This window comes from Caulobacter segnis (genome assembly GCF_029543125.1).
GTDB lineage: Bacteria > Pseudomonadota > Alphaproteobacteria > Caulobacterales > Caulobacteraceae > Caulobacter > Caulobacter segnis_D.
On the sequence record NZ_JARQWW010000003.1, the window covers coordinates 108,898 to 127,675 of the forward strand.

Consider the following 18,778-nt stretch of genomic DNA (forward strand, 5'->3'; position numbering starts at 1 on the left):
CATGATCCATCGCAGAAACCTGATGATCGGCCTGGGCTTTGGCGTCGCGGCTGCTGCGTCCGGCGGCGCCTTCGCCGCGCCGTCAGGCATTATGCAGCGTATCGCTGAGCTGGAGCGCAAGAACGGCGGCCGGTTGGGCGTGGGCGTGCGCAATACGACGACGGGGGAAGTCTGGGGGCATCGCCTGGACGAGCGTTTCGCCATGTGCAGCACCTTCAAGGCTCTGCTGGCGGCCCAGGTCCTCAGCCGGGTGGATACGGGCAAAGAGAGCCTGTCCAGGCGCATCCAGATTCGGAAGGCGGATCTGGTCACCCATTCCCCCGCCGTCGAGAAGCGCGTGGGCGGGACCATGAGCGTGGCCGAGCTCTGCCAGGCGACGGTCACCCTCAGCGACAACGCCGCCGCCAACCTGCTGATGCGCGACAGCGGCGGCCCGGCGGGCCTGACCGCCTTCGTCCGCTCCACCGGCGACGGCGTCACCCGCATGGACCGCACGGAGCCGGAGCTGAACGTGGTGATTGGCGGCGATCAGCGCGACACCACCAGCCCCGCCGCCATGGCGGCCACGCTCAACCGGCTGGTGCTCGGCAATGCGTTGTCGGCCAAGTCGCGGGAGCAACTGAAGACTTGGCTGATCGCCAACACGACGGGCGGCGCGCGGATTCGCGCTGGGGTGCCGGACAACTGGGTCGTCGGGGACAAGACCGGCACCTGGACCGGCGGCGCGACCAACGACGTCGCCGTCCTTTGGCCGCCCAAGGGTGGGCCGATCATTCTGACGGTCTTCTACGACGGCTCTGACGCCACGCTGGACGTCCGCAACAGCGTCATCGCCAGCGCGGCGAGGATCGTCGCCTCGGTCTATTCGGGGTAAGCGGAGGGACCGAAGCGAGGTCCCTCATGCACGCCATTCTCTGCGCTATCCCCGAAGAACTGTCGGCCCTTCGCCAGCAGCTTCATGTGGAGGACCGGCCAAGCCGCCATGGCGCGACCCAGGTCTGGATCGGTGAGCATGCGGGGCGGCCGGTCGCTCTCGCCATGGCCGGGGTGGGCAAGGTCAACGCCGCCGCCGCAGCGGCCGTGCTGCTGGATCGCTACGAGGCTTCGGCCCTGATCTTCTCCGGCGTAGCGGGTGGGCTGAATCCCGCCTTCGGCGTCGGCTCGGTCCTGTTGGGCGAGAAGCTGGCGATCCACGACTTCGGCATGATCGCCGACCGCGCCTTTGTGCGGACGACCTCGGGCATCAACCCCATCGGCGCGCCGACGCTGGAGGTGGTGACGCCTGTCCGCGACGATACCCGGGCGACGCTGGTGCGCCTGCGCGACGCTGTGGCGGCCCGGCTCGACGCCCCGGTGGCCCTGGGCTCGCTGATCACCGCCGACTATTTCCTGAACTGTGCGGCGACCCGTGACGACCTGCACGCGGCGCTGGGCGCCGACGCCATCGACATGGAATCCGGCGCGGTGGCGCAGGTGGCCGCTGCCTGGGGCGCGCCGCTCTATGTGATCCGGACCCTGTCGGACCAGGCGGGCGATGACAGCCATCTGAGCTTCACCCAGATGGCCGACATGGCCTCCCGCAACAGCGCCCTCTGCGTGACGGCGCTGCTGGAGATTCTCGACTAAGCCTCGGCCGCCTTCTTCTTCGGGGCAGCTTTCTTGGCCGGAGCCTTCTTGGCGGCCGGCTTCTTGGCCGCCGCGGTCTTCGGCTTGGCTTCAGCCTTGGGCTTGGCCGCCTTCTTCGCCGGCTTCTTGCCGCCGCCCTTGGCCTCGCGCTCCGCCAGAAGCTGGACGGCCACTTCGAGCGTCAGCTCCTGAGGATCGGACCCGCGGGGCACGTTGGCGTTGGTGGAGCCGTGCTTGATGTACGGGCCAAAGCGGCCCGACAACACCCGCACCGGCGCGCCGTCCGCCGGGTGAGCGCCCAGCTCCTTCAGAGCCGCCGCCGCAGCGCGGCCACGTCCGCCGCCTGCGCGCTTTTCGGCCAGGACAGCCACGGCGCGGTTGATGCCCACCTCGAACACTTCATCGGCGTTCTCCAGGTTGGCGTAGGTGCCATCGTGCTGAACATAGGGGCCGAAGCGGCCAAGATTGGCGATGATCGGCTTTCCATCCTCGGGGTGCGTGCCGACCTCACGGGGAAGGGACAGCAGGCGCAGGGCCTTGTCGATGTCGATGCTAGCCGGGGCCCAGCCCTTGGGAATGCTGCCGCGCTTGGGTTTCTCGCCCTCGCCGGCCATCTCCTCAACATAGGGGCCGAAGCGGCCGACCTTCAGCCACACGGCCTGGCCGGTCGCCGGGTTGACGCCCAGCTCCTTGTCGGCGGCCTGCTCCTCGCCTTCGCCCTCGGAGGTGGCGATGGGGCGGGTGAAGCGGCATTCGGGATAGTTGGAGCAACCAATGAAGGCGCCGAACTTGCCAGTCTTCAGCGACAGGCGGCCGGTGCCGCAGGTCGGGCAGGCGCGCGGATCGGTCCCGTCGCCCTTGTCCGGGAAGATGTGCGGGCCGAGCGCGTCGTTCAGGGCGTCCAGCACCTGGGTGGTGCGCAGCTCGCTGATCTCGCCGACCTGCGCCTTGAAGTCCTTCCAGAACTCGCGAAGGAAGTCCTTCCAGTCCAGGTCGCCGGACGAGACGAGGTCGAGCTTCTCCTCCAGCGAGGCGGTGAAGTCGTACTCCACGTAGCGCTCGAAGAACTGCTCCAGGAAGGCGGTGACTAGGCGGCCCTTGTCCTCCGGGATGAAGCGCTGTTTCTCCATGCGGACATAGGCGCGGTCGCGCAGCACGGTCAGGACCGAGGCGTAGGTGGACGGACGCCCGATGCCGAGCTCCTCCATCTTCTTGACCAGGCTGGCTTCCGAATAGCGCGGCGGCGGTTCGGTGAAGTGCTGGTCGGCGCGCGCCTCGCGCACCTGGGCGGTGGAGCCCTCGTTGATGACGGGCAGGCGGCCGCCATCCTCATCGGCCCAATCACTTTCCTGACCGGATCCGCTCCGCGGATCCGGAGCGTCGCGGCCTTCTTCATAGACGGCGAGGTAGCCCGGGAACTGCACTACCTGGCCGGTGGCGCGCAGGCCGGTCTTGCCGTCGGCGCTGTCCAGATCGACGGTTGTGCGCTCGATGCGGGCGCTCTCCATCTGCGACGCGATCATCCGCTTCCAGATCAACTCGTACAGGCGGCCGAGATCGGCCTCCAGACGCAGGGAGCCGGGGTTGCGGGTCAGGGACGTCGGGCGGATCGCCTCGTGCGCTTCCTGGGCGTTCTTGGCCTTGGTCTTGTAGATGCGGGCGCTCTCGGGGACGTAGTCGGCCCCATAGACGTTGCCGATGACCTTGCGCGCTTCATCCAGCGCTTCGGGCGCGGCCTGCACGCCGTCGGTACGCATGTAGGTGATCAGGCCGACGGTCTCGCCGCCGATGTCGATGCCTTCGTACAGCTTCTGGGCCGCCTGCATGGTGCGCTGGGCCGAGAAGCCCAGCTTGCGGGCGGCTTCCTGCTGCAGGGTCGAGGTGGTGAAGGGCGGGGGCGGGGAGCGCTTGCCAGGCTTCTTCTCGACGGCGGTCACCTTGAACGAAGCGGCCTGCACGGCGGCCTTGGCCGTCGTGGCGGCGGCCTCGTTCGGCAGGTCGAACTTGGTGAGCTTCTTGCCGTCGTGCTTGACCAGACGGGCCAAGAACGGGTCGGCGCCGGCGCTCACATCGGCTTCGACGGTCCAGTATTCCTGGGTCTTGAAGCGCTCGATCTCCAGCTCGCGGTCCACGACCAGGCGCAGGGCCACCGACTGCACGCGGCCGGCCGAGCGCGAACCCGGCAGCTTGCGCCACAGCACCGGCGAAAGGGTGAAGCCCACCAGATAGTCCAGGGCGCGGCGGGCCAGATAGGCCTCCACCAGCTCCATGTCGATCTGGCGTGGATGGCGCATGGCCTCCGACACGGCGGACTTGGTGATGGCGTTGAAGGTGACGCGTTCGACCGCCTTATCCTTCAGCACCTTCTTCTTCTGGAGAACCTCCAGAACGTGCCAGCTGATCGCCTCGCCCTCGCGATCCGGGTCGGTGGCGAGGATCAGGCGGTCGGACTTCTTCACCGCCTCCGCGATGTCCGACAGGCGTTTGGCGGACTTGGCGTCCACGTCCCACAACATGGCGAAGTCGTGCTCGGGATCCACGGAGCCGTCCTTGGACGGCAGATCGCGGACGTGACCGTAGGACGCGAGGACCGTGTAGTCGGAGCCCAGGTACTTGTTGATGGTCTTGGCCTTGGCCGGGCTTTCGACGACGACGACGTTCATGCGGTGATGGCGACTTTCAAGGTGGCAAGGGCGGGAGGACCCGAGCGAGCCGGGAAAGTGGGGGCGTGGAACCCGTTCTGTCAACGCGTGCGACGTCGCGTCATGGTTTACAACCCTTGGGGGCGAATATAGCGTTTAACGTAGGGGTTGAGTGAGGAATCGGCATGGGGATGTCTACCGTGGGTCTTGATACGCCGCCGGGAAGCGTGGAGGCGTATATAGAAGAGATGCTCGGTGAACTCAGTGTCATGGCGGCCCGGCAGGGGCATCGTCACTTGGCTTCGCTCCTCCAGATCGCCGCTTTGGAAGCCGCCCGCATGGCGCCGGACATCGACGCCGAGTAGCCGCTATGAGCGGCTGACGAGCCCGCTGGCGGAGATTGACGCCCGTCCCGCCAGAACCAGCTCCACCAGCGCCGCCAGGACCAGAGGCGCGGGTTCGCCCACGGCGCGGATCAGATCATCCCGTGAGATTTCGGTAGGCGACAGCAACGCCTCCACCTTGCCGCGCAGCCGGTCCGCGGCCGCGTCCAGTGCGCGTTGGTCAGGCGGCGGTCCGGCATAGGCCGGCCGTTCGTTTTCGCTCAGAGACCGTATGCCTTCCAGGGTGCGCAGCACGTCCTCGGCGCTCTCGCACAGGGCGGCGCCCTGGCGAATCAGATCGTTGGTTCCCTTGGCTCTGGGGTCGAGCGGCGAGCCCGGCACGGCGAACACCTCGCGCCCCTGTTCCGCCGCCAGCCGCGCGGTGATCAGGGAGCCGGATTTCAGCTCCGCCTCGACCACCACCACACCCAGCGACAGGCCGGAGATTATCCGGTTGCGGCGGGGAAAGTCCTTGGCCTGCGCCCGATGACCCGGCCGGCTTTCAGAGACGATGCAGCCCTCCGCCGCGATGCGGGCATGCAGCTCGGCGTGCTCGGGGGGATAGATGTCGTCCATGCCGCCGCCCAGGACGGCGACTGTGCCGGTGGCGAGCGCGCCTTCATGGGCCGCGCCGTCGATGCCCCTGGCGAGGCCGGAGACGACGACCTGACCCGCCTTGCCTAGATCGACCGCCAGGGTGCGGGCGAAACGCTGGCCGGCGGCGGAGGCGATCCGCGCGCCGACGATGGCGATGTTGGGCCGGTTGAGCAGTTCGATGCGGCCCAAGGCCCAGATCAGGGGCGGCGGCGGGTCCAGCGCCGCCAATCGGCGTGGAAAAGCGGGTTCGCAAGCGGCCAGCAGGCGCGCGCCAAGCCGGTCGCCCGCCGCCAGCTCATCCTCGGCCTGAGCGACGGTGGGAATGGTCAGGGGATTGATGCGCCCGCCACGCCGGGCGAGGTCGGGGAGGGCGGATAGTGCCGCGCCGGCTGAGCCGAAGCGCATGACAAGCTGTTCAAAAGTGACGGGGCCGACGTTCTCGGTGCGCGACAGGCGCAGCCAGGCGACTCGTTCTCGGTCGCTTAGCGGCCCCGCCGTCATTCGGCCGGTTTGTCCTTCTTCGAGCCGATCTTCGGCTCCTGGCCCTTCATCAGGCGGCTGATGTTCTCGTGGTGGCGGATGAACACCAGCACCGCCATGAACAGGGTCAGGCCGACCATGGGCCAGCCGCTGTCGGTGGCGAGGGCGAACAGCGGGGCGAGGGCGGTGGCCGTCAGGGCCGCCAGGGACGAGATTCGGAAAATGGCGGCCATGGCCAGCCAGGTCACCGCCGCCATCACGCCGATGGGCCAGGCGGCGGCCAGAAGCACGCCGTAGAAGGTGGCTACGCCCTTGCCGCCCTTGAAGCCGAGCCAGACGGGGAACAGGTGGCCCAGGAAGGCCGCGCCGCCGGCCAGGGCGACCATGGCGGCGCTGTCGTTGGTGAGCCAGCGGGCGAGGAACACGGCCAGAACCCCTTTGCCCGCGTCGCCCATCAGGGTGATCGCCGCCAGGTCCTTGCGGCCCGAGCGCAGGACGTTGGTCGCCCCGATGTTGCCGGAGCCGATCTTGCGGATGTCGCCCGCGCCGCCCAAACGGGTGGCGATCAGGCCGAACGGGATCGAGCCCAGCAGATAACCGCCGACGACCACCAGTCCGAGGGTGAGCCACACGGCTCCGGCCAGGGATTCCACCTTACGTCTCTCCCGTAACGTCGTTCATGTGAGGGGCTTCGCGCCCTGTTGGCAAGGCTGAGCTTATTGCTGCGCCTGATGCACGATGCGCCCTTCGACCACCGTCGTCAGCACCCGTCCTTGCAGGCGACGCCCGTCAAAGGGTGAGTTCTTGGACTTGGACAGCAGCTTGTCGGCGTCGATGACCACCGGCGCGTTCAGGTCGGCCAGCAGCAGGTCGGCAGGAGCGCCGACGGCCAGCCGGCCGGCTTTCAGGCCGATCAGGTCGGCCGGCTTGACGGTGACCGCCGCGATCAAGTCGATTAGCGGGATGCGCCCGTCGTGATGCAGGGCCAGCAGCGCTGGCAGCAGCGTCTCCAGACCCACGGCGCCCGGCGCGGCCTCGTCATAGGGCAGGCGCTTGTCTTCGGCGGGGGCGGGGCTGTGAGCCGACACCACCACGTCGATCAGGCCCGAGGCGAGCGCCTCGATCAGGGCTTGGCGGTCGTCCTCGCCCCGCAGGGGCGGGTTCACCTTGGCGAAGGTGCGGTAGTCGCCGATGTCCAGCTCGTTGAAGGACAGGTGGTTGATCGACACCGTGGCGGCGACCTTCACGCCCTTGGCCTTGGCGCGCTTCAGGCTTTCCAGGGCGTCGGCGCAGGTGATCTGGTCCACCAGCAGCTTGGAGCCGGTGGCTTCGGCCAGGGCGAGATCGCGCTCCAGCATGATGCGCTCGGCATAGGGCGACACGGACGGCAGGCCCATGCGGCCGGCGAACTCGCCGCCGATCGCCGCGCCGCCCTTGGATAGCCACGGATCAATCGGGCGGTGCGCCACCCAAAGGTCGAAGGCCTTGGCGTAGGTCAGGACCCGCTGGAACACCTTGGAGTCAACGATCGGGCGATCCGCGTCGGTGACATAAACGCAACCGGCCTCGCGCATCAGGCCCAGTTCGGCCATCCGCTCGCCGCCCAGTCCGACGGTGGCGGCGCCGGCGGGATAGACATGCACCAGCTCCACGTCGCGGGCGCGGCGCAGGATGAAATCGACCATGGCCGGGTCGTCCACGGCCGGATCGGTGTCCGGCTGCACGACCATGGACGTGACGCCCCCGGCCGCGGCGGCGCGGGAGGCGGATTTCAGGGTCTCCTTGGGCTCCGAGCCGGGCTCGCCGGTCTTCACCCGCAGATCAACCAGGCCAGGGGCCAGCATGGCGCCGGAGGCGTCGATCACCTGCACGTCGTCGGGCAGGGAGAGCGCTTCGCCCTGAGCGACCTTGGCGATCAGCCCGTCCTTGGTCAGCAGGGCGCCGGGGCCGTCATAACCGCTGGCCGGATCGACCAGGCGCGCGTTGACGATGGCGAGGGGGCGGGTGGTCGTGGCCATCAGGCGTTCTCCAGCCGGGCGGCCAGCGAGGCGAGGACGGCCATGCGCATGGCCACGCCCATCTCCACCTGGTTCTGGATCAGGCTCACTTCGGGATCGTCGGCAACCTCGGAGTCGATCTCGACCCCACGGTTCATGGGGCCGGGGTGCATGACCCGCACGCCCGGGGCGGCGAAGGCCAGCTTCTCGCGGTCCAGGCCCCAGAAGCGGAAATACTCGCGGGTGGAGGGGACAAGCGCGCCCTGCATCCGCTCCAGCTGCAGGCGCAGCATCATCACCACCTCGGCCCCGGCGATCCCCTTTCGGAAATCGTGATGCACCTCGGCGCCCCAGCGGTCGGCGGCCGACGGCATCAGGGTCGGCGGGCCTACCAGGCGGACATGCGCGCCCAGGGTGTTGAGCAAAGCGACGTTCGAGCGGGCCACCCGGCTGTGCAGGATGTCGCCGCAGATCGCGACCGTCAGGCCGGAGACCCGGCCGAAGGCGCGGCGGATCGACAGAGCATCGAGCAGGGCCTGGGTCGGATGCTCATGCTGGCCGTCGCCGGCGTTGATCACGCTGCAGCCGACCTTCTGCGACAGCAGGGCCGCCGCACCGGAGGACGAATGGCGCACCACCAGCAGGTCCGGCCGCATGGCGTTCAGGGTCACGGCGGTGTCGATCAGGGTCTCGCCCTTGGCCACCGAGGACGTCTTGGCGTTCATGTTGACCACGTCCGCGCCCAGGCGCTTGCCGGCCAGCTCGAACGAGCTTTGCGTGCGGGTCGAGTTCTCGAAGAACAGGTTCATCAGCGTCCGACCCTTGAGCAGGTCGAGCGTCTTGTTGGTCTGCCGGTTCAAGGCCACGAACTGGTCGGCCAGATCGAGCAGATCCGCCGCTTGTACGGCGTTCAGGTCGCCGGCCGACAATAGGTGCCGACTGTGGAAGGGGAACATGCGATCCGTGATCGCCTCGATGCCTTGCGCGGTGGCCGTCATGAGCCCGCCTTCTAGGCGGGTTCGATGGAGAAGGGAAGTTGGCTGGGCCGTGCGTGCTTCGACTGGTCGCTGCGCTCCCGCTCAGCATGACGAGGTCTTTGCACTGAATCGTCACCCTGAGCTGTCCGCGCTAGCGGACAAGTCGAAGGACGCTAGGCCTTACAAGCCCCGCAACCGCTCCAGAGCCCCTTGCAGGATCCAGACGGCGGCCAGTTTGTCGACCACCTCGCCCCGGCGTTTGCGGGTCACGTCATGCTCGTCGATCAGCATGCGGTTGATGGCCATGGTCGACATCCGCTCGTCCCAGAAGGCGATCGGCAGGTCGCGGAAGCGGAACAGGTTCCGGGCGAAGGCGCGGTTGGACTGGCAGCGCGTTCCTTCGGTCCCGTCCATGTTCACCGGCAGGCCGATGACGATTCCCGCCGCGTTCCGACCGTCCATGATCTTGAACAGGGCGTTGGCGTCATCGGTGAACTTGCCCTTGTGGAGCGTCTGAACGGGGCTCGCGACAGTGCGTGTAGCGTCGCTGACGGCCACGCCGATGGTCTTCTCCCCCAGGTCCAGGCCGATGATCGGCGCGTAGGCGGGCAGGGCGGCGGGCAGGTTGATTAGGTCCAGAACGGGCATGTCTCTGTAATAGCGGCATCCGCACGCTTGAAACCAGCCGTTACCGCGAGTAACCCCTGCCGTTCGAATTCAAGGAGAGGCCCATGGCCATTGACGCCGCGACCGTCCGCAAGGTCGCCAGGCTCGCCCGCATCGCCGAACCCGAGGAGCGCGTCGAAGCGCTGGCCCAGGAACTGAACGGCATCATGCAGTGGATCGAGCAGCTGGCTGAAGTCGACACCGACGGTGTCGAGCCGATGACCTCGGTGGTGGCCCAGGCCCTGCCGCTGCGCGCCGACGTCGTGACCGACGGCGGCGACGCCGCTGTCGTGACCAAGAATGCTCCCAAGTCTGTGGACGGCTTCTTCGTCGTCCCGAAGGTGGTGGAATGACCGCGCTTACCTCCCTGACCCTCAAGGCCGCGCTCGACGGTCTGAAGGCCAAGCAATTCTCGTCCATGGAGCTGACCAAGGCGCACATCGCCGCCGTGGAGGCCGCGCGTCCGCTGAACGCCTACATCCTGGAGACTCCGGAGGCCGCCCTGGCCTCGGCCGAGGCCTCCGACGCCCGTCTCGCCAAGGGTGAGGCCGGCGCCCTGGAAGGCGCGCCGCTGGGCATCAAGGACCTGTTCTGCACCAAGGACGTGCGGGCCACGGCCTGCTCCAAGATCCTCGGCGACTTCCAGCCGCCGTATGAGAGTACGGTGACGTCCAACCTGTGGCGCGACGGCGCCCTGATGCTGGGCAAGCTGAACATGGACGAATTCGCCATGGGCTCGTCCAACGAGACGAGCGCGTTTGGTCCGGTGGTGAACCCCTGGCGTATTGCGGGCTCCAACAAGTCCCTGACCCCCGGCGGTTCGTCGGGCGGTTCGGCCTCGGCCGTGGCCGCCGACCTGTGCCTGGGCGCCACGGCGACCGACACCGGCGGCTCGATCCGCCAGCCGGCCGCCTTCACCGGCACGGTCGGCATCAAGCCGACCTACGGCCGCTGCTCGCGCTGGGGCGTCGTCGCCTTCGCCAGCTCGCTGGACCAGGCCGGCCCGATCGCCAAGACGGTCGAGGACGCGGCCATCCTGCTGAAGTCCATGTCGGGCCACGATCCAAAGGACTCCACCAGCCTCGACATCGAGGTGCCGGACTTCGCCAGCTTCGTCGGCAAGTCGGTGAAGGGCCTGCGCATCGGCGTGCCCAAGGAATACCGCGTCGACGGCATGCCGGCCGAGATCGAGAAGCTCTGGCAGGACGGCATCAACTGGCTGAAGGAGGCCGGCTGCGAGATCGTCGAGGTCTCCCTGCCGCACACCAAGTACGCCTTGCCGGCTTACTACATCGTGGCCCCGGCCGAGGCGTCCTCGAACCTCGCCCGCTATGACGGCATGCGCTACGGCCTCCGCGCCGAGGGCGGCAACCTGACCGAGATCTACGAGAACACCCGCGCCGAAGGCTTCGGCGCGGAGGTGAAGCGCCGCATCCTGATCGGCACGTACGTGCTGAGCGCGGGCTATTACGACGCCTACTATCTGAAGGCCCAAAAGGTCCGCCGGCGCATCGCCGACGACTTCGAACAGGCCTGGCAAAAGTGCGACGCCCTGCTGACCCCGACGGCCCCGTCGGCGGCCTTCGGCCTGGGTGAAAACAGCAACGATCCGATCGCCATGTACCTGAACGACGTCTTCACGGTGACGACGAACCTGGCCGGCCTGCCGTCCATGAGCGTCCCGGCCGGTCTGGACGCCCAGGGCCTGCCGCTCGGCCTGCAGATTATCGGCCGTCCCCTGGACGAAGGCACGGTGTTCAGCATCGGCGGCGCGATCGAGAAGGCGGCGGGCTTCGCCGGCAAGAAGGCGGAGCGTTGGTGGTAAGATGACTGAGACCTTCACACTCAAAGGCCGCACCGGTGACTGGGAGATCGTTCTCGGTCTCGAGGTCCACGCCCAAGTGGCGTCCAACTCCAAGCTGTTCAGCGGCGCGGCCGTCGGCTTCGGCGCGGGTCCGAACGAGCAGGTCTCGCTCGTGGACGCAGCCATGCCGGGCATGCTGCCGGTGCTGAACAAGTTCTGCGTCGAGCAGGCGGTCCGCACGGGCCTCGGCCTGAAGGCCCAGATCAACCTGAAGAGCCGCTTCGACCGGAAGAACTACTTCTATCCGGATCTGCCGCAGGGCTATCAGATCAGCCAGTTCGAGTTCCCGATCGTGGGTGAGGGCGAAGTGACTGTCGACCGCATCGACGGCACCAGCTTCACCGTGCGCATCGAGCGTCTCCACCTGGAGCAGGACGCCGGCAAGTCGATCCACGATCTCGATCCGAAGGCGACCTATGTCGACCTGAACCGTTCGGGCACGGCGCTGATGGAGATCGTCAGCAAGCCGGACATGCGCTCGCCGGAAGACGCCGCCGCCTACGTCAAGAAGCTGCGCGCCATCCTGGTCACCCTCGGCACCTGCGACGGCGACATGGAGAAGGGCAACCTTCGCGCCGATGTGAACGTCTCTGTCTGCCGTCCTGGCGACTACGAGAAGTTCCGCGAGACGGGCAGCTTCAAGCATCTCGGCACGCGCTGCGAGATCAAGAACGTCAACAGCTACCGCTTCATCCAGCAGGCCATCAACTACGAGGCCCGCCGCCAGATCGAGATCCTCGAGGACGGCGGCAAGGTCGATCAGGAGACCCGCCTGTTCGATCCGGGCAAGGGCGAGACCCGGTCGATGCGTTCGAAGGAAGAGGCGCACGACTACCGCTACTTCCCCGATCCCGACCTGTTGCCGCTGGAGATTGACGCGGCCTGGGTGAAAGAGATCGAGGCGGGCCTGCCGGAGCTTCCGGACGCCAAGAAGGCCCGCCTGATGGCCGACTACGGCTTGTCGGCCTACGACGCCTCGGTGCTGATCTCGGACGCCGACGTGGCCGCCTTCTTCGAGGAAGCCGCCAAGGGCCGCGACGCCAAGCTGGTCGCCAACTGGACCCTGAACGACCTGATGGGCCGTCTGGGCAAGGACGGGCTGGAGATCACCGCCTCGCCGATCAGCGCGGCCGACATCGGCGCCCTGGTGGCCCTGATCGAGGACGGCACCATCTCGGGCAAGATCGCCCGGACGGTGTTCGACCACATGTGGGCGGGCGAGGGGGCTCCAGCCGCCATCGTCGAGAAGCACGGCCTGGTCCAGATCACCGACACCGGCGCCATCGAGGCGGCGGTGGACAAGCTGATCGCCGCCAATCCCGACAAGGCGGAAGCCGTGAAGGAAAAGCCGCAGGCCATTGGCTGGTTCGTCGGCCAGGTCATGAAGGAAACCGGCGGCAAGGCCAACCCGGCCGCCGTCAACGACATCCTGAAGGCGAAGCTGGGCCTGTAGTGCGTGCTTCGACTGGTCGCTGCGCTCCCGCTCAGCATGACGAAGTCTTTGCATTGAACACGTCATCCTGAGCCGCGCGCAGCGCGAGTCGAAGGACGCAAACAAAACGCCCCGGAGAGCGATCTCCGGGGCGTTCTTTCTTGAGAGAATTCGACGACTAAATCGAAGCGAATTCAGAGACTAAACGGTGACTTCGACTATCGAGTGATGATGTCGAAGATCAGGCCCGAGGCGGCGGCGGCCATCAGATAGTCGTCGCCGGCGCGGTACCAGTAGTAGCCCCGCGGCGGCGGACGCAGGCCGTAGCGGCCGTAGTCGTAGACGCGGTAGTCACGATAGTACGGGGGCAGGTAGCCGCCCGGACGCCAGGACGAGTAGCCCACGCTGAAGCCCGGGCGGCCGTAATAGGCCTGGGGCGGCGGGCCGTAGAACCAGCGGTTGTTCCAGTAGTAGCCGTTGTGCCGGCCACGATCCCAGCGGCCGCTGTCGCGGTAGCCCTGGCGATAGCCGCGGTCGTAGTTGCGGCGGTCGTCGCGGTATTCACGACGCCATTCGCGACGGTCGCGGCGGTCATCCCAGCGGTCACGCTCCCAACGGGGTTGGGCGGCGGCCTGGGTCGCCGTGGCGGCGATCGGACCGGCGACGGCCGCGGCTGCGGCGAGGGTCAGCAGCAACTTTTTCATGGGTGACCTCTCCTTCTTGTTCAGCGGCGGGGCCGCGTCATTCGATGAAGCCACCATGACAAGGGCCGCCTGAACCCCACCTGAACATGATCGTCAGCAACCGCTCTTGCAGCGAAAGCAGGCATCGCCATGTTGAAGCGGCGCAAGAAGACGGAGGAGCGAACGCATGGCTGGCGAGATCGAACTGCACTACTGGCCCACCCCCAATGGCTGGAAAATCTCCATCGCCCTGGAGGAGATGGGCCTGCCGTACCGGATGATCCCGGTGAACATCGGCAAGGGCGATCAGTTCGAACCCGGCTTCCAGGCAATCAGCCCCAACGGCCGCATGCCGGCGATCGTCGATCCCGACGGCCCGGATGGAAAGCCGGTGTCGATCTTCGAATCCGGGGCGATCCTTCAGTACCTCGCCCGCAAGAGCGGCCAGTTCTATGGCGCTGGCGCCCGCGACCAGATCGAGATCGATCAGTGGCTGTTCTGGCAGGTCGGCGGCCTGGGCCCCATGGCCGGCCAGACGCATCACTTCCGCCAGTACGCCCCGGCCATGATCAAGGACCAGCGGCAGGTGGCCTACGGCGCCATCCGCTACACCAACGAGACGCACCGTCTCTATGGCGTCCTGAACAAGCGCCTGGCGGATCGAGATTTCATCGCCGGCGACTATTCCATTGCCGACATGGCGTCCTGGCCCTGGGTCGTGCCGTGGAAGAACCAGGGCATCCAGATCGAGGAGTTCCCGCATCTGAAGGCCTGGTTCGAGCGGGTGGGGGAGCGCGCCGCGGTCCAGACCGGCTTCAAGCTGGGCGCCGAACTGCGCAACGCCGCCCTGACCAATTCCAGCAAGGCCGGCGACCAGGCCCGCAGCGTTTTGTTCGGCCAGCGGGCTCGTTGAAGCCTGGCGCCCGGGATTCGTGACGATTCAGGGTGTCCGCCCATTAACCCTATGTTCAGCGACCCTCGTCTTTCCTTGAGTCTGACGGAGGCCAGAAGGGCGTCCTGAACAAGGGACCACGATCATGCTGGCAAGCATGGAAACGGAAATGGGCGGCGAAATTCCTCTGCCGACCGCGACTTCCTCCGGCGACGAGCTGTTCCGCATGGGCCTGCTCTACTCCACGGGTCAGGGCGGCGCGCCGCTCGACTACGTCTCGGCGCACATGCTGTTCAATCTGGCCGCCATGCGCGGTTCGATGGAAGCCAAGGTGTACCGCAAGGAACTGAGCGCCGAGATGGACACCGAAGAGGTGGCCGAGGCCCAGCGCGCCGCGCGCGAGTGGCTGCAGCGGGCCTGATCCCGCCGCCCGCCGACGGTTGAAGCCGCCCCGACAACGCCTTTGTCGGGGATAGGCGTATTATTCGTGTTCAGGCGCGTTGCAACGGCGCGGCGAACACGCTATCGGGACCATCCCCAAGCGGGGAGACGTGGCCGAGTGGCTGAAGGCACCGCTTTGCTAAAGCGGCATACCTCTAAAGGGTATCGAGGGTTCGAATCCCTCCGTCTCCGCCAGCATCTTCAGAAAATCACCCGATGATGGCGGGCTGCTCACAAGCACGGTGAGCATTCAGACCTCTAGGGTCCTGTCAGGCTTGGGCGGCCTTCTGCGTCCGCAAGCCGTCAGCCACCAAGTTCACCGCCAGCGCCGCCGTGAATCCCGCCGCCACGAAGCACGCGGGGCAATGGCCGGCGAAGGCGAACAGGTCGTTGTTCGAGGTGCAGATCGGGCCGGCCATCAGGCGGGGGAGGGACTGCCACAGGGCGACGCCCCAGCTGACCAGGGACGCGGCCGCAAGCCAGGGGGTGAGCTGGCGGTGAAGGGGGGCGGACATCGCCGGCATGAGGGACTCCCAGGGTGACGACTCACCATCTGCCCTTTGCCGGAGCTGGGCTTTGATGCGGATCAATGTGGTGAACGCCGCATCATGGGACTCGGCGGACAGGTTCGCTCAACGGAGTCCGAATGTCCGCCCCGCCTCTAAAGTCCGGCGCCCCACCCGAGGGTTCGGCGACGCTTCTCATCTTCTGCGTGATCGGCGCCTTTCTGGCGATCGTCGGCGCGGGCGTGAGCAGCGACCCCATCTTCCGCCTGCAGTTCGAGACCATCGCGATCGCCGGCGTCATCGCCGCCTTCGTGCTGAACGGAAAGCTGGCGGGCGGCACGCTGGTAGACCAGCCTGACCGCTATTCCGACAACGTCATCAAGGCGGGCGTGATCGCCACCATGTTCTGGGCGGCCGCCGGTCTCCTGGCCGGGGTGGTGGTCGCCGCACAGCTCGCCTGGCCGCGGATATTCTACTTCCCTGAGCTGGGCTTCCTGAACTTCGGACGGCTGCGTCCTCTGCACACCTCGGCGGTGATCTTCGCCTTCGGGGGCAACGCCCTGATCGCCACGTCCTTCTGGGTCGTGCAGCGCACCTGCAAGGCGCGGCTGGGTCTGGGGATCACCCCGTGGTTCGTGTTCTGGGGCTATCAGCTGTTCATCGTGCTGGCCGCCACCGGCTATCTGATGGGCGCGACCCAGGGCAAGGAATACGCCGAACCCCAGTGGTACACCGACCTGTGGCTGACCATCGTCTGGGTCGCCTACCTGCTGGTCTTCCTGGCCACGATCTGGAAGCGCAAGGAGCCGCATATCTATGTGGCCAACTGGTTCTACCTGGCGTTCATCGTCACCATCGCCCTGCTGCACCTGGTCAACAACGCCGGGGTGCCGGTCGGCCTGCTGAACCACCGGTCCTACGGCGTGTTCGCCGGGGTCCAGGATGCCCTGACCCAGTGGTGGTACGGCCACAACGCCGTCGGCTTCTTCCTGACCGCCGGCTTCCTGGCCATGATGTACTACTTCGTGCCCAAGCGCGTTGAGCGGCCGGTCTACAGCTACCGCCTGTCCATCGTTCACTTCTGGGCGTTGATCTTCATCTACATCTGGGCTGGCCCGCACCACCTGCACTACACGGCCCTGCCGCAGTGGGCGCAGACCCTGGGCATGACCTTCTCGATCATGCTGTGGATGCCGTCCTGGGGCGGCATGATCAACGGCCTGATGACCCTGTCGGGGGCGTGGGACAAGCTGCGCACCGACCCGGTGGTCCGGATGATGGTCGTCGCCATCGCCTTCTACGGCATGGCCACCTTCGAAGGTCCGGTGATGTCGATCCGCGCGGTCAACGCGCTGTCGCACTACACCGACTGGACCATCGGCCACGTCCATTCCGGCGCCCTGGGCTGGAACGGCTTCATCACCTTCGGCGCGATCTACTGCATGGTGCCGTGGCTGTGGAAGAAGCCGGCCATGTACTCGAACAAGCTGATCGAGTGGCACTTCTGGATCGCGACCACGGGCATCCTGCTCTACATCGCTGCGATGTGGGTGTCGGGCATCATGGAAGGCCTGATGTGGCGCGAATACACGCCGCAAGGGTTCCTGGCCTACAGCTTCATCGAGACGGTCTCGGCCAAGCACATCGAGAACATCATCCGCACCATCGGCGGCCTGATGTTCCTGACCGGCGCGCTGATCATGATCTTCAACATCTGGAAGACGATCACGATGCCCACCCCCGAAACGGCTGGGACCCAGTCGGCCGACGACATGCCGGCCGCTCCCGCCCACGCGATCGCCTGAGGTTCCGATGTCTCTCTGGAAACACCACGCCAATTTCGAGCGGCATTCGCTGCTGCTCATCATCGGCATCGTCGTGGTCGTCTCGATCGGCGGCCTCGTGGAGATCGCCCCGTTGTTCTGGCTGAAGAGCACGGTCGAGAAGGTGGAGGGCGTCCGTCCCTACACCCCGCTCGAACAGGCGGGCCGCGACATCTACATCCGCGAGGGCTGCTACGTCTGCCACTCGCAGATGGTCCGCCCCCTGCGTGACGAGGTCGAACGCTATGGCCACTACAGCCTGGCGGCCGAGAGCATGTACGACCACCCGTTCCAGTGGGGGTCCAAGCGCACCGGTCCCGACCTGGCCCGCGTGGGCGGCAAGTACTCGGACTCCTGGCACGTCGACCACATGATCGACCCGCGCTCGGTCGTGCCGGAATCCATCATGCCGCCGTACAAGTTCCTGGCGGAGAAGGAGCTGGACTTCCACGACATCGACGCCCGCATGAAGGCGCTGCGTGTCGTGGGCGTGCCCTACAGCGACGAGGACATCGCCAAGGCGAAACAGGATCTGGTCGCCCAGGCCGATCCGTACTCCACCGACGCCATCGACCTGCGCAAGCGCTACGGCGCCAAGGTGGTCAATCGCGACTTCGACGGCGATCCCAACAAGATCACCGAGATGGATGCGGTCATCGCCTACCTGCAGATGCTCGGCACGCTGGTCGACTTCGACTCCTACAAGGCCCAGGCCCCGGAGAACCGTCGATGAGCGATCTCTCCTACGAAACCGTGGCGCGGTTCGCCCAGCAGGGAGGGCTGATCTACTTCGGCCTGATCTTCCTCGCCGGATGCGTCTACGCCCTGCTGCCCTCCAAGAAGGCTGAATTCAAACACGCCGCGCGCATGCCGCTGGACGACGAGGAGCTGCTCTGATGGCGGTCGAACGTGAAACCGACGAAGCCACCGGCGTCGAGACGACCGGTCACGAATGGGACGGCATCCGCGAGCTGGACAACCCGCTGCCCCGCTGGTGGCTGTGGGTCTGGTACGGCAGCATCATCTGGGCGATCGCCTATTGGGTGGTGATGCCGGCCTGGCCGGGTCTGACCGGCTACACCAAGGGCCTGTGGAACCAGTCCGACCGGGCAAACGTGGCCAAGGAGCTGAGCGCGCTGGAAGTCCAGCGGGGCGAGAGCGCGGCCATGCTGCGCTCGGCCAGCCTCCAGCAGATCGAAAGCGACCCGAAGCTGCAGGCCTACGCCCAGCAGGTCGGGCAGTCGGTCTTCGGCGACAACTGCGCCACCTGCCATGGCATCGGCGGCACGGGCGGGAAGGGCTATCCCAACCTGCGCGACGACGTCTGGCTGTGGGGCGGTTCGCTGGAGGACATCCAGCACACCCTGACGGTGGGCATCCGCTCGGGTCACCCGGAGGCGCGCATGTCGCAGATGCCGGCCTTCGGCCGTGACGAGATGCTGCCCCCGGCGATGATCGACGACCTGACCGAGTATGTGGTCCGGCTGTCGGGCCGTCCGGCGGACAACGCCGCCGTGGCCCGCGCCGCGCCGGTCTTCGCCACCCAGTGCGTCGCCTGCCATGGCGCGGATGGTCGTGGGATGAAGGCGGTGGGCGGACCGGATCTGACCGACAGCGAATGGCTGTACGGCGCGGATCGCGAGTCCATCCACGAGCAGATCTTCTCGGGCAAGGGCGGCGTCATGCCGGCCTGGAGCGGCCGTCTCAGCCCCGAGACCATCAAGGCGCTGGCCGTCTACGTCCACGCGAACGCGGGTGGTCAGTAGGGG

20 protein-coding genes and 1 tRNA gene are annotated in these 18,778 nt (G+C 67.0%); 13 read left to right on the forward strand and 8 right to left on the reverse strand.

Annotated elements, in window-relative coordinates:
• Window position 1: 1 nt before the first annotated feature.
• Together bla and mtnN are read left to right on the forward strand one after the other, a co-directional pair.
• The gene (gene bla / locus P7B02_RS09620) at window positions 2-874 is read left to right on the forward strand and encodes a class A beta-lactamase (protein WP_277786128.1); all 873 of its coding nucleotides are present in this window, start codon (window positions 2-4) and stop codon (window positions 872-874) included.
• Window positions 875-900: 26 nt separating this feature from the next.
• Window positions 901-1,626 (forward strand): 5'-methylthioadenosine/S-adenosylhomocysteine nucleosidase, encoded by a 726-nt coding sequence (gene mtnN, locus P7B02_RS09625; protein WP_277786129.1) that lies wholly within the window; start codon window positions 901-903, stop codon window positions 1,624-1,626.
• Here the strand turns inward: mtnN and topA are convergent.
• Complete coding sequence (gene topA / locus P7B02_RS09630; RefSeq protein ID WP_277786130.1) at window positions 1,623-4,289, reverse strand: type I DNA topoisomerase; 2,667 nt, start codon at window positions 4,287-4,289, stop codon at window positions 1,623-1,625. The two genes, mtnN and topA, sit on opposite strands and share 4 nt — an antisense overlap.
• A 179-nt stretch (window positions 4,290-4,468) precedes the next feature.
• Here topA and P7B02_RS09635 point away from each other — a divergent pair, with 179 nt between their 5' ends.
• Window positions 4,469-4,633, forward strand: a complete 165-nt coding sequence (locus tag P7B02_RS09635) for a hypothetical protein (protein ID WP_277786131.1) — start codon at window positions 4,469-4,471, stop codon at window positions 4,631-4,633.
• A gap of 3 nt (window positions 4,634-4,636) precedes the next feature.
• On the opposite strand, the gene dprA is transcribed toward P7B02_RS09635, so the two are convergent.
• The 5 genes from dprA to ruvX form a co-directional block, all read right to left on the reverse strand.
• The gene (gene dprA, locus P7B02_RS09640) at window positions 4,637-5,749 is read right to left on the reverse strand and encodes a DNA-processing protein DprA (protein WP_277786132.1); all 1,113 of its coding nucleotides are present in this window, start codon (window positions 5,747-5,749) and stop codon (window positions 4,637-4,639) included.
• A complete protein-coding gene (gene plsY, locus P7B02_RS09645; protein WP_277786133.1) occupies window positions 5,746-6,381 on the reverse strand; it encodes a glycerol-3-phosphate 1-O-acyltransferase PlsY in 636 nt (211 codons plus the stop codon). Before plsY ends, dprA begins: the two co-directional genes overlap by 4 nt.
• 63 nt (window positions 6,382-6,444) lie before the next feature.
• Complete coding sequence (gene pyrC, locus P7B02_RS09650; protein WP_277786134.1) at window positions 6,445-7,746, reverse strand: dihydroorotase; 1,302 nt, start codon at window positions 7,744-7,746, stop codon at window positions 6,445-6,447.
• Window positions 7,746-8,723 (reverse strand): aspartate carbamoyltransferase catalytic subunit, encoded by a 978-nt coding sequence (locus P7B02_RS09655; RefSeq protein WP_277786135.1) that lies wholly within the window; start codon window positions 8,721-8,723, stop codon window positions 7,746-7,748. The genes pyrC and P7B02_RS09655 overlap by 1 nt, the downstream gene beginning before the upstream one ends.
• Before the next feature lie 159 nt (window positions 8,724-8,882).
• A complete protein-coding gene (gene ruvX, locus P7B02_RS09660) occupies window positions 8,883-9,350 on the reverse strand; it encodes a Holliday junction resolvase RuvX (protein ID WP_277786136.1) in 468 nt (155 codons plus the stop codon).
• 83 nt (window positions 9,351-9,433) lie between these two features.
• Here ruvX and gatC point away from each other — a divergent pair, with 83 nt between their 5' ends.
• Genes gatC through gatB form a run of 3 tightly spaced genes read left to right on the forward strand, consistent with a single transcriptional unit; the run spans window position 9,434 to window position 12,685 of the window.
• Window positions 9,434-9,721, forward strand: coding sequence for an Asp-tRNA(Asn)/Glu-tRNA(Gln) amidotransferase subunit GatC (gene gatC, locus P7B02_RS09665; RefSeq protein WP_277786137.1), 288 nt, complete (start codon window positions 9,434-9,436; stop codon window positions 9,719-9,721).
• Window positions 9,718-11,193, forward strand: coding sequence for an Asp-tRNA(Asn)/Glu-tRNA(Gln) amidotransferase subunit GatA (gene gatA / locus P7B02_RS09670; protein WP_277786138.1), 1,476 nt, complete (start codon window positions 9,718-9,720; stop codon window positions 11,191-11,193). Before gatC ends, gatA begins: the two co-directional genes overlap by 4 nt.
• Before the next feature lies 1 nt (window position 11,194).
• Complete coding sequence (gene gatB / locus P7B02_RS09675) at window positions 11,195-12,685, forward strand: Asp-tRNA(Asn)/Glu-tRNA(Gln) amidotransferase subunit GatB (protein WP_277786139.1); 1,491 nt, start codon at window positions 11,195-11,197, stop codon at window positions 12,683-12,685.
• 197 nt (window positions 12,686-12,882) lie between these two features.
• Here the strand turns inward: gatB and P7B02_RS09680 are convergent, their stop codons facing one another.
• Window positions 12,883-13,368: an RcnB family protein gene (locus tag P7B02_RS09680; protein WP_277786140.1), complete on the reverse strand. Its 486-nt coding sequence runs from the start codon at window positions 13,366-13,368 to the stop codon at window positions 12,883-12,885.
• A gap of 166 nt (window positions 13,369-13,534) precedes the next feature.
• On the opposite strand from P7B02_RS09680, the gene P7B02_RS09685 reads away from it, so the two are divergent.
• The 3 genes from P7B02_RS09685 to P7B02_RS09695 all read left to right on the forward strand — a co-directional run bounded on the left by P7B02_RS09685 (window position 13,535) and on the right by P7B02_RS09695 (window position 14,875).
• On the forward strand, window positions 13,535-14,260 hold the full coding sequence (locus P7B02_RS09685; protein WP_277786141.1) for a glutathione S-transferase N-terminal domain-containing protein: 726 nt from the start codon (window positions 13,535-13,537) through the stop codon (window positions 14,258-14,260).
• Between the two features lie 124 nt (window positions 14,261-14,384).
• Window positions 14,385-14,660, forward strand: coding sequence for a sel1 repeat family protein (locus P7B02_RS09690; RefSeq protein ID WP_277786142.1), 276 nt, complete (start codon window positions 14,385-14,387; stop codon window positions 14,658-14,660).
• A gap of 124 nt (window positions 14,661-14,784) precedes the next feature.
• A tRNA-Ser gene (locus tag P7B02_RS09695) sits at window positions 14,785-14,875 on the forward strand.
• Between the two features lie 74 nt (window positions 14,876-14,949).
• Here P7B02_RS09695 and P7B02_RS09700 read toward each other — a convergent pair.
• Window positions 14,950-15,195 (reverse strand): hypothetical protein, encoded by a 246-nt coding sequence (locus P7B02_RS09700; protein WP_277786143.1) that lies wholly within the window; start codon window positions 15,193-15,195, stop codon window positions 14,950-14,952.
• A gap of 131 nt (window positions 15,196-15,326) precedes the next feature.
• Here P7B02_RS09700 and ccoN point away from each other — a divergent pair, with 131 nt between their 5' ends.
• From ccoN to ccoP, 4 genes are read left to right on the forward strand one after another with little or no spacing between them, the layout of a single operon-like run.
• On the forward strand, window positions 15,327-16,991 hold the full coding sequence (gene ccoN, locus P7B02_RS09705; protein ID WP_277786144.1) for a cytochrome-c oxidase, cbb3-type subunit I: 1,665 nt from the start codon (window positions 15,327-15,329) through the stop codon (window positions 16,989-16,991).
• Between the two features lie 7 nt (window positions 16,992-16,998).
• Window positions 16,999-17,742: a cytochrome-c oxidase, cbb3-type subunit II gene (gene ccoO, locus P7B02_RS09710; protein ID WP_277786145.1), complete on the forward strand. Its 744-nt coding sequence runs from the start codon at window positions 16,999-17,001 to the stop codon at window positions 17,740-17,742.
• Window positions 17,739-17,906 carry a cbb3-type cytochrome c oxidase subunit 3 gene (locus P7B02_RS09715; protein WP_277786146.1) on the forward strand — a complete coding sequence of 56 codons (168 nt, stop codon included), beginning with the start codon at window positions 17,739-17,741 and terminating at the stop codon, window positions 17,904-17,906. The genes ccoO and P7B02_RS09715 overlap by 4 nt, the downstream gene beginning before the upstream one ends.
• Window positions 17,906-18,775 carry a cytochrome-c oxidase, cbb3-type subunit III gene (gene ccoP, locus P7B02_RS09720; RefSeq protein ID WP_277786147.1) on the forward strand — a complete coding sequence of 290 codons (870 nt, stop codon included), beginning with the start codon at window positions 17,906-17,908 and terminating at the stop codon, window positions 18,773-18,775. Before P7B02_RS09715 ends, ccoP begins: the two co-directional genes overlap by 1 nt.
• The last annotated feature ends 3 nt before the right edge of the window (window positions 18,776-18,778 follow it).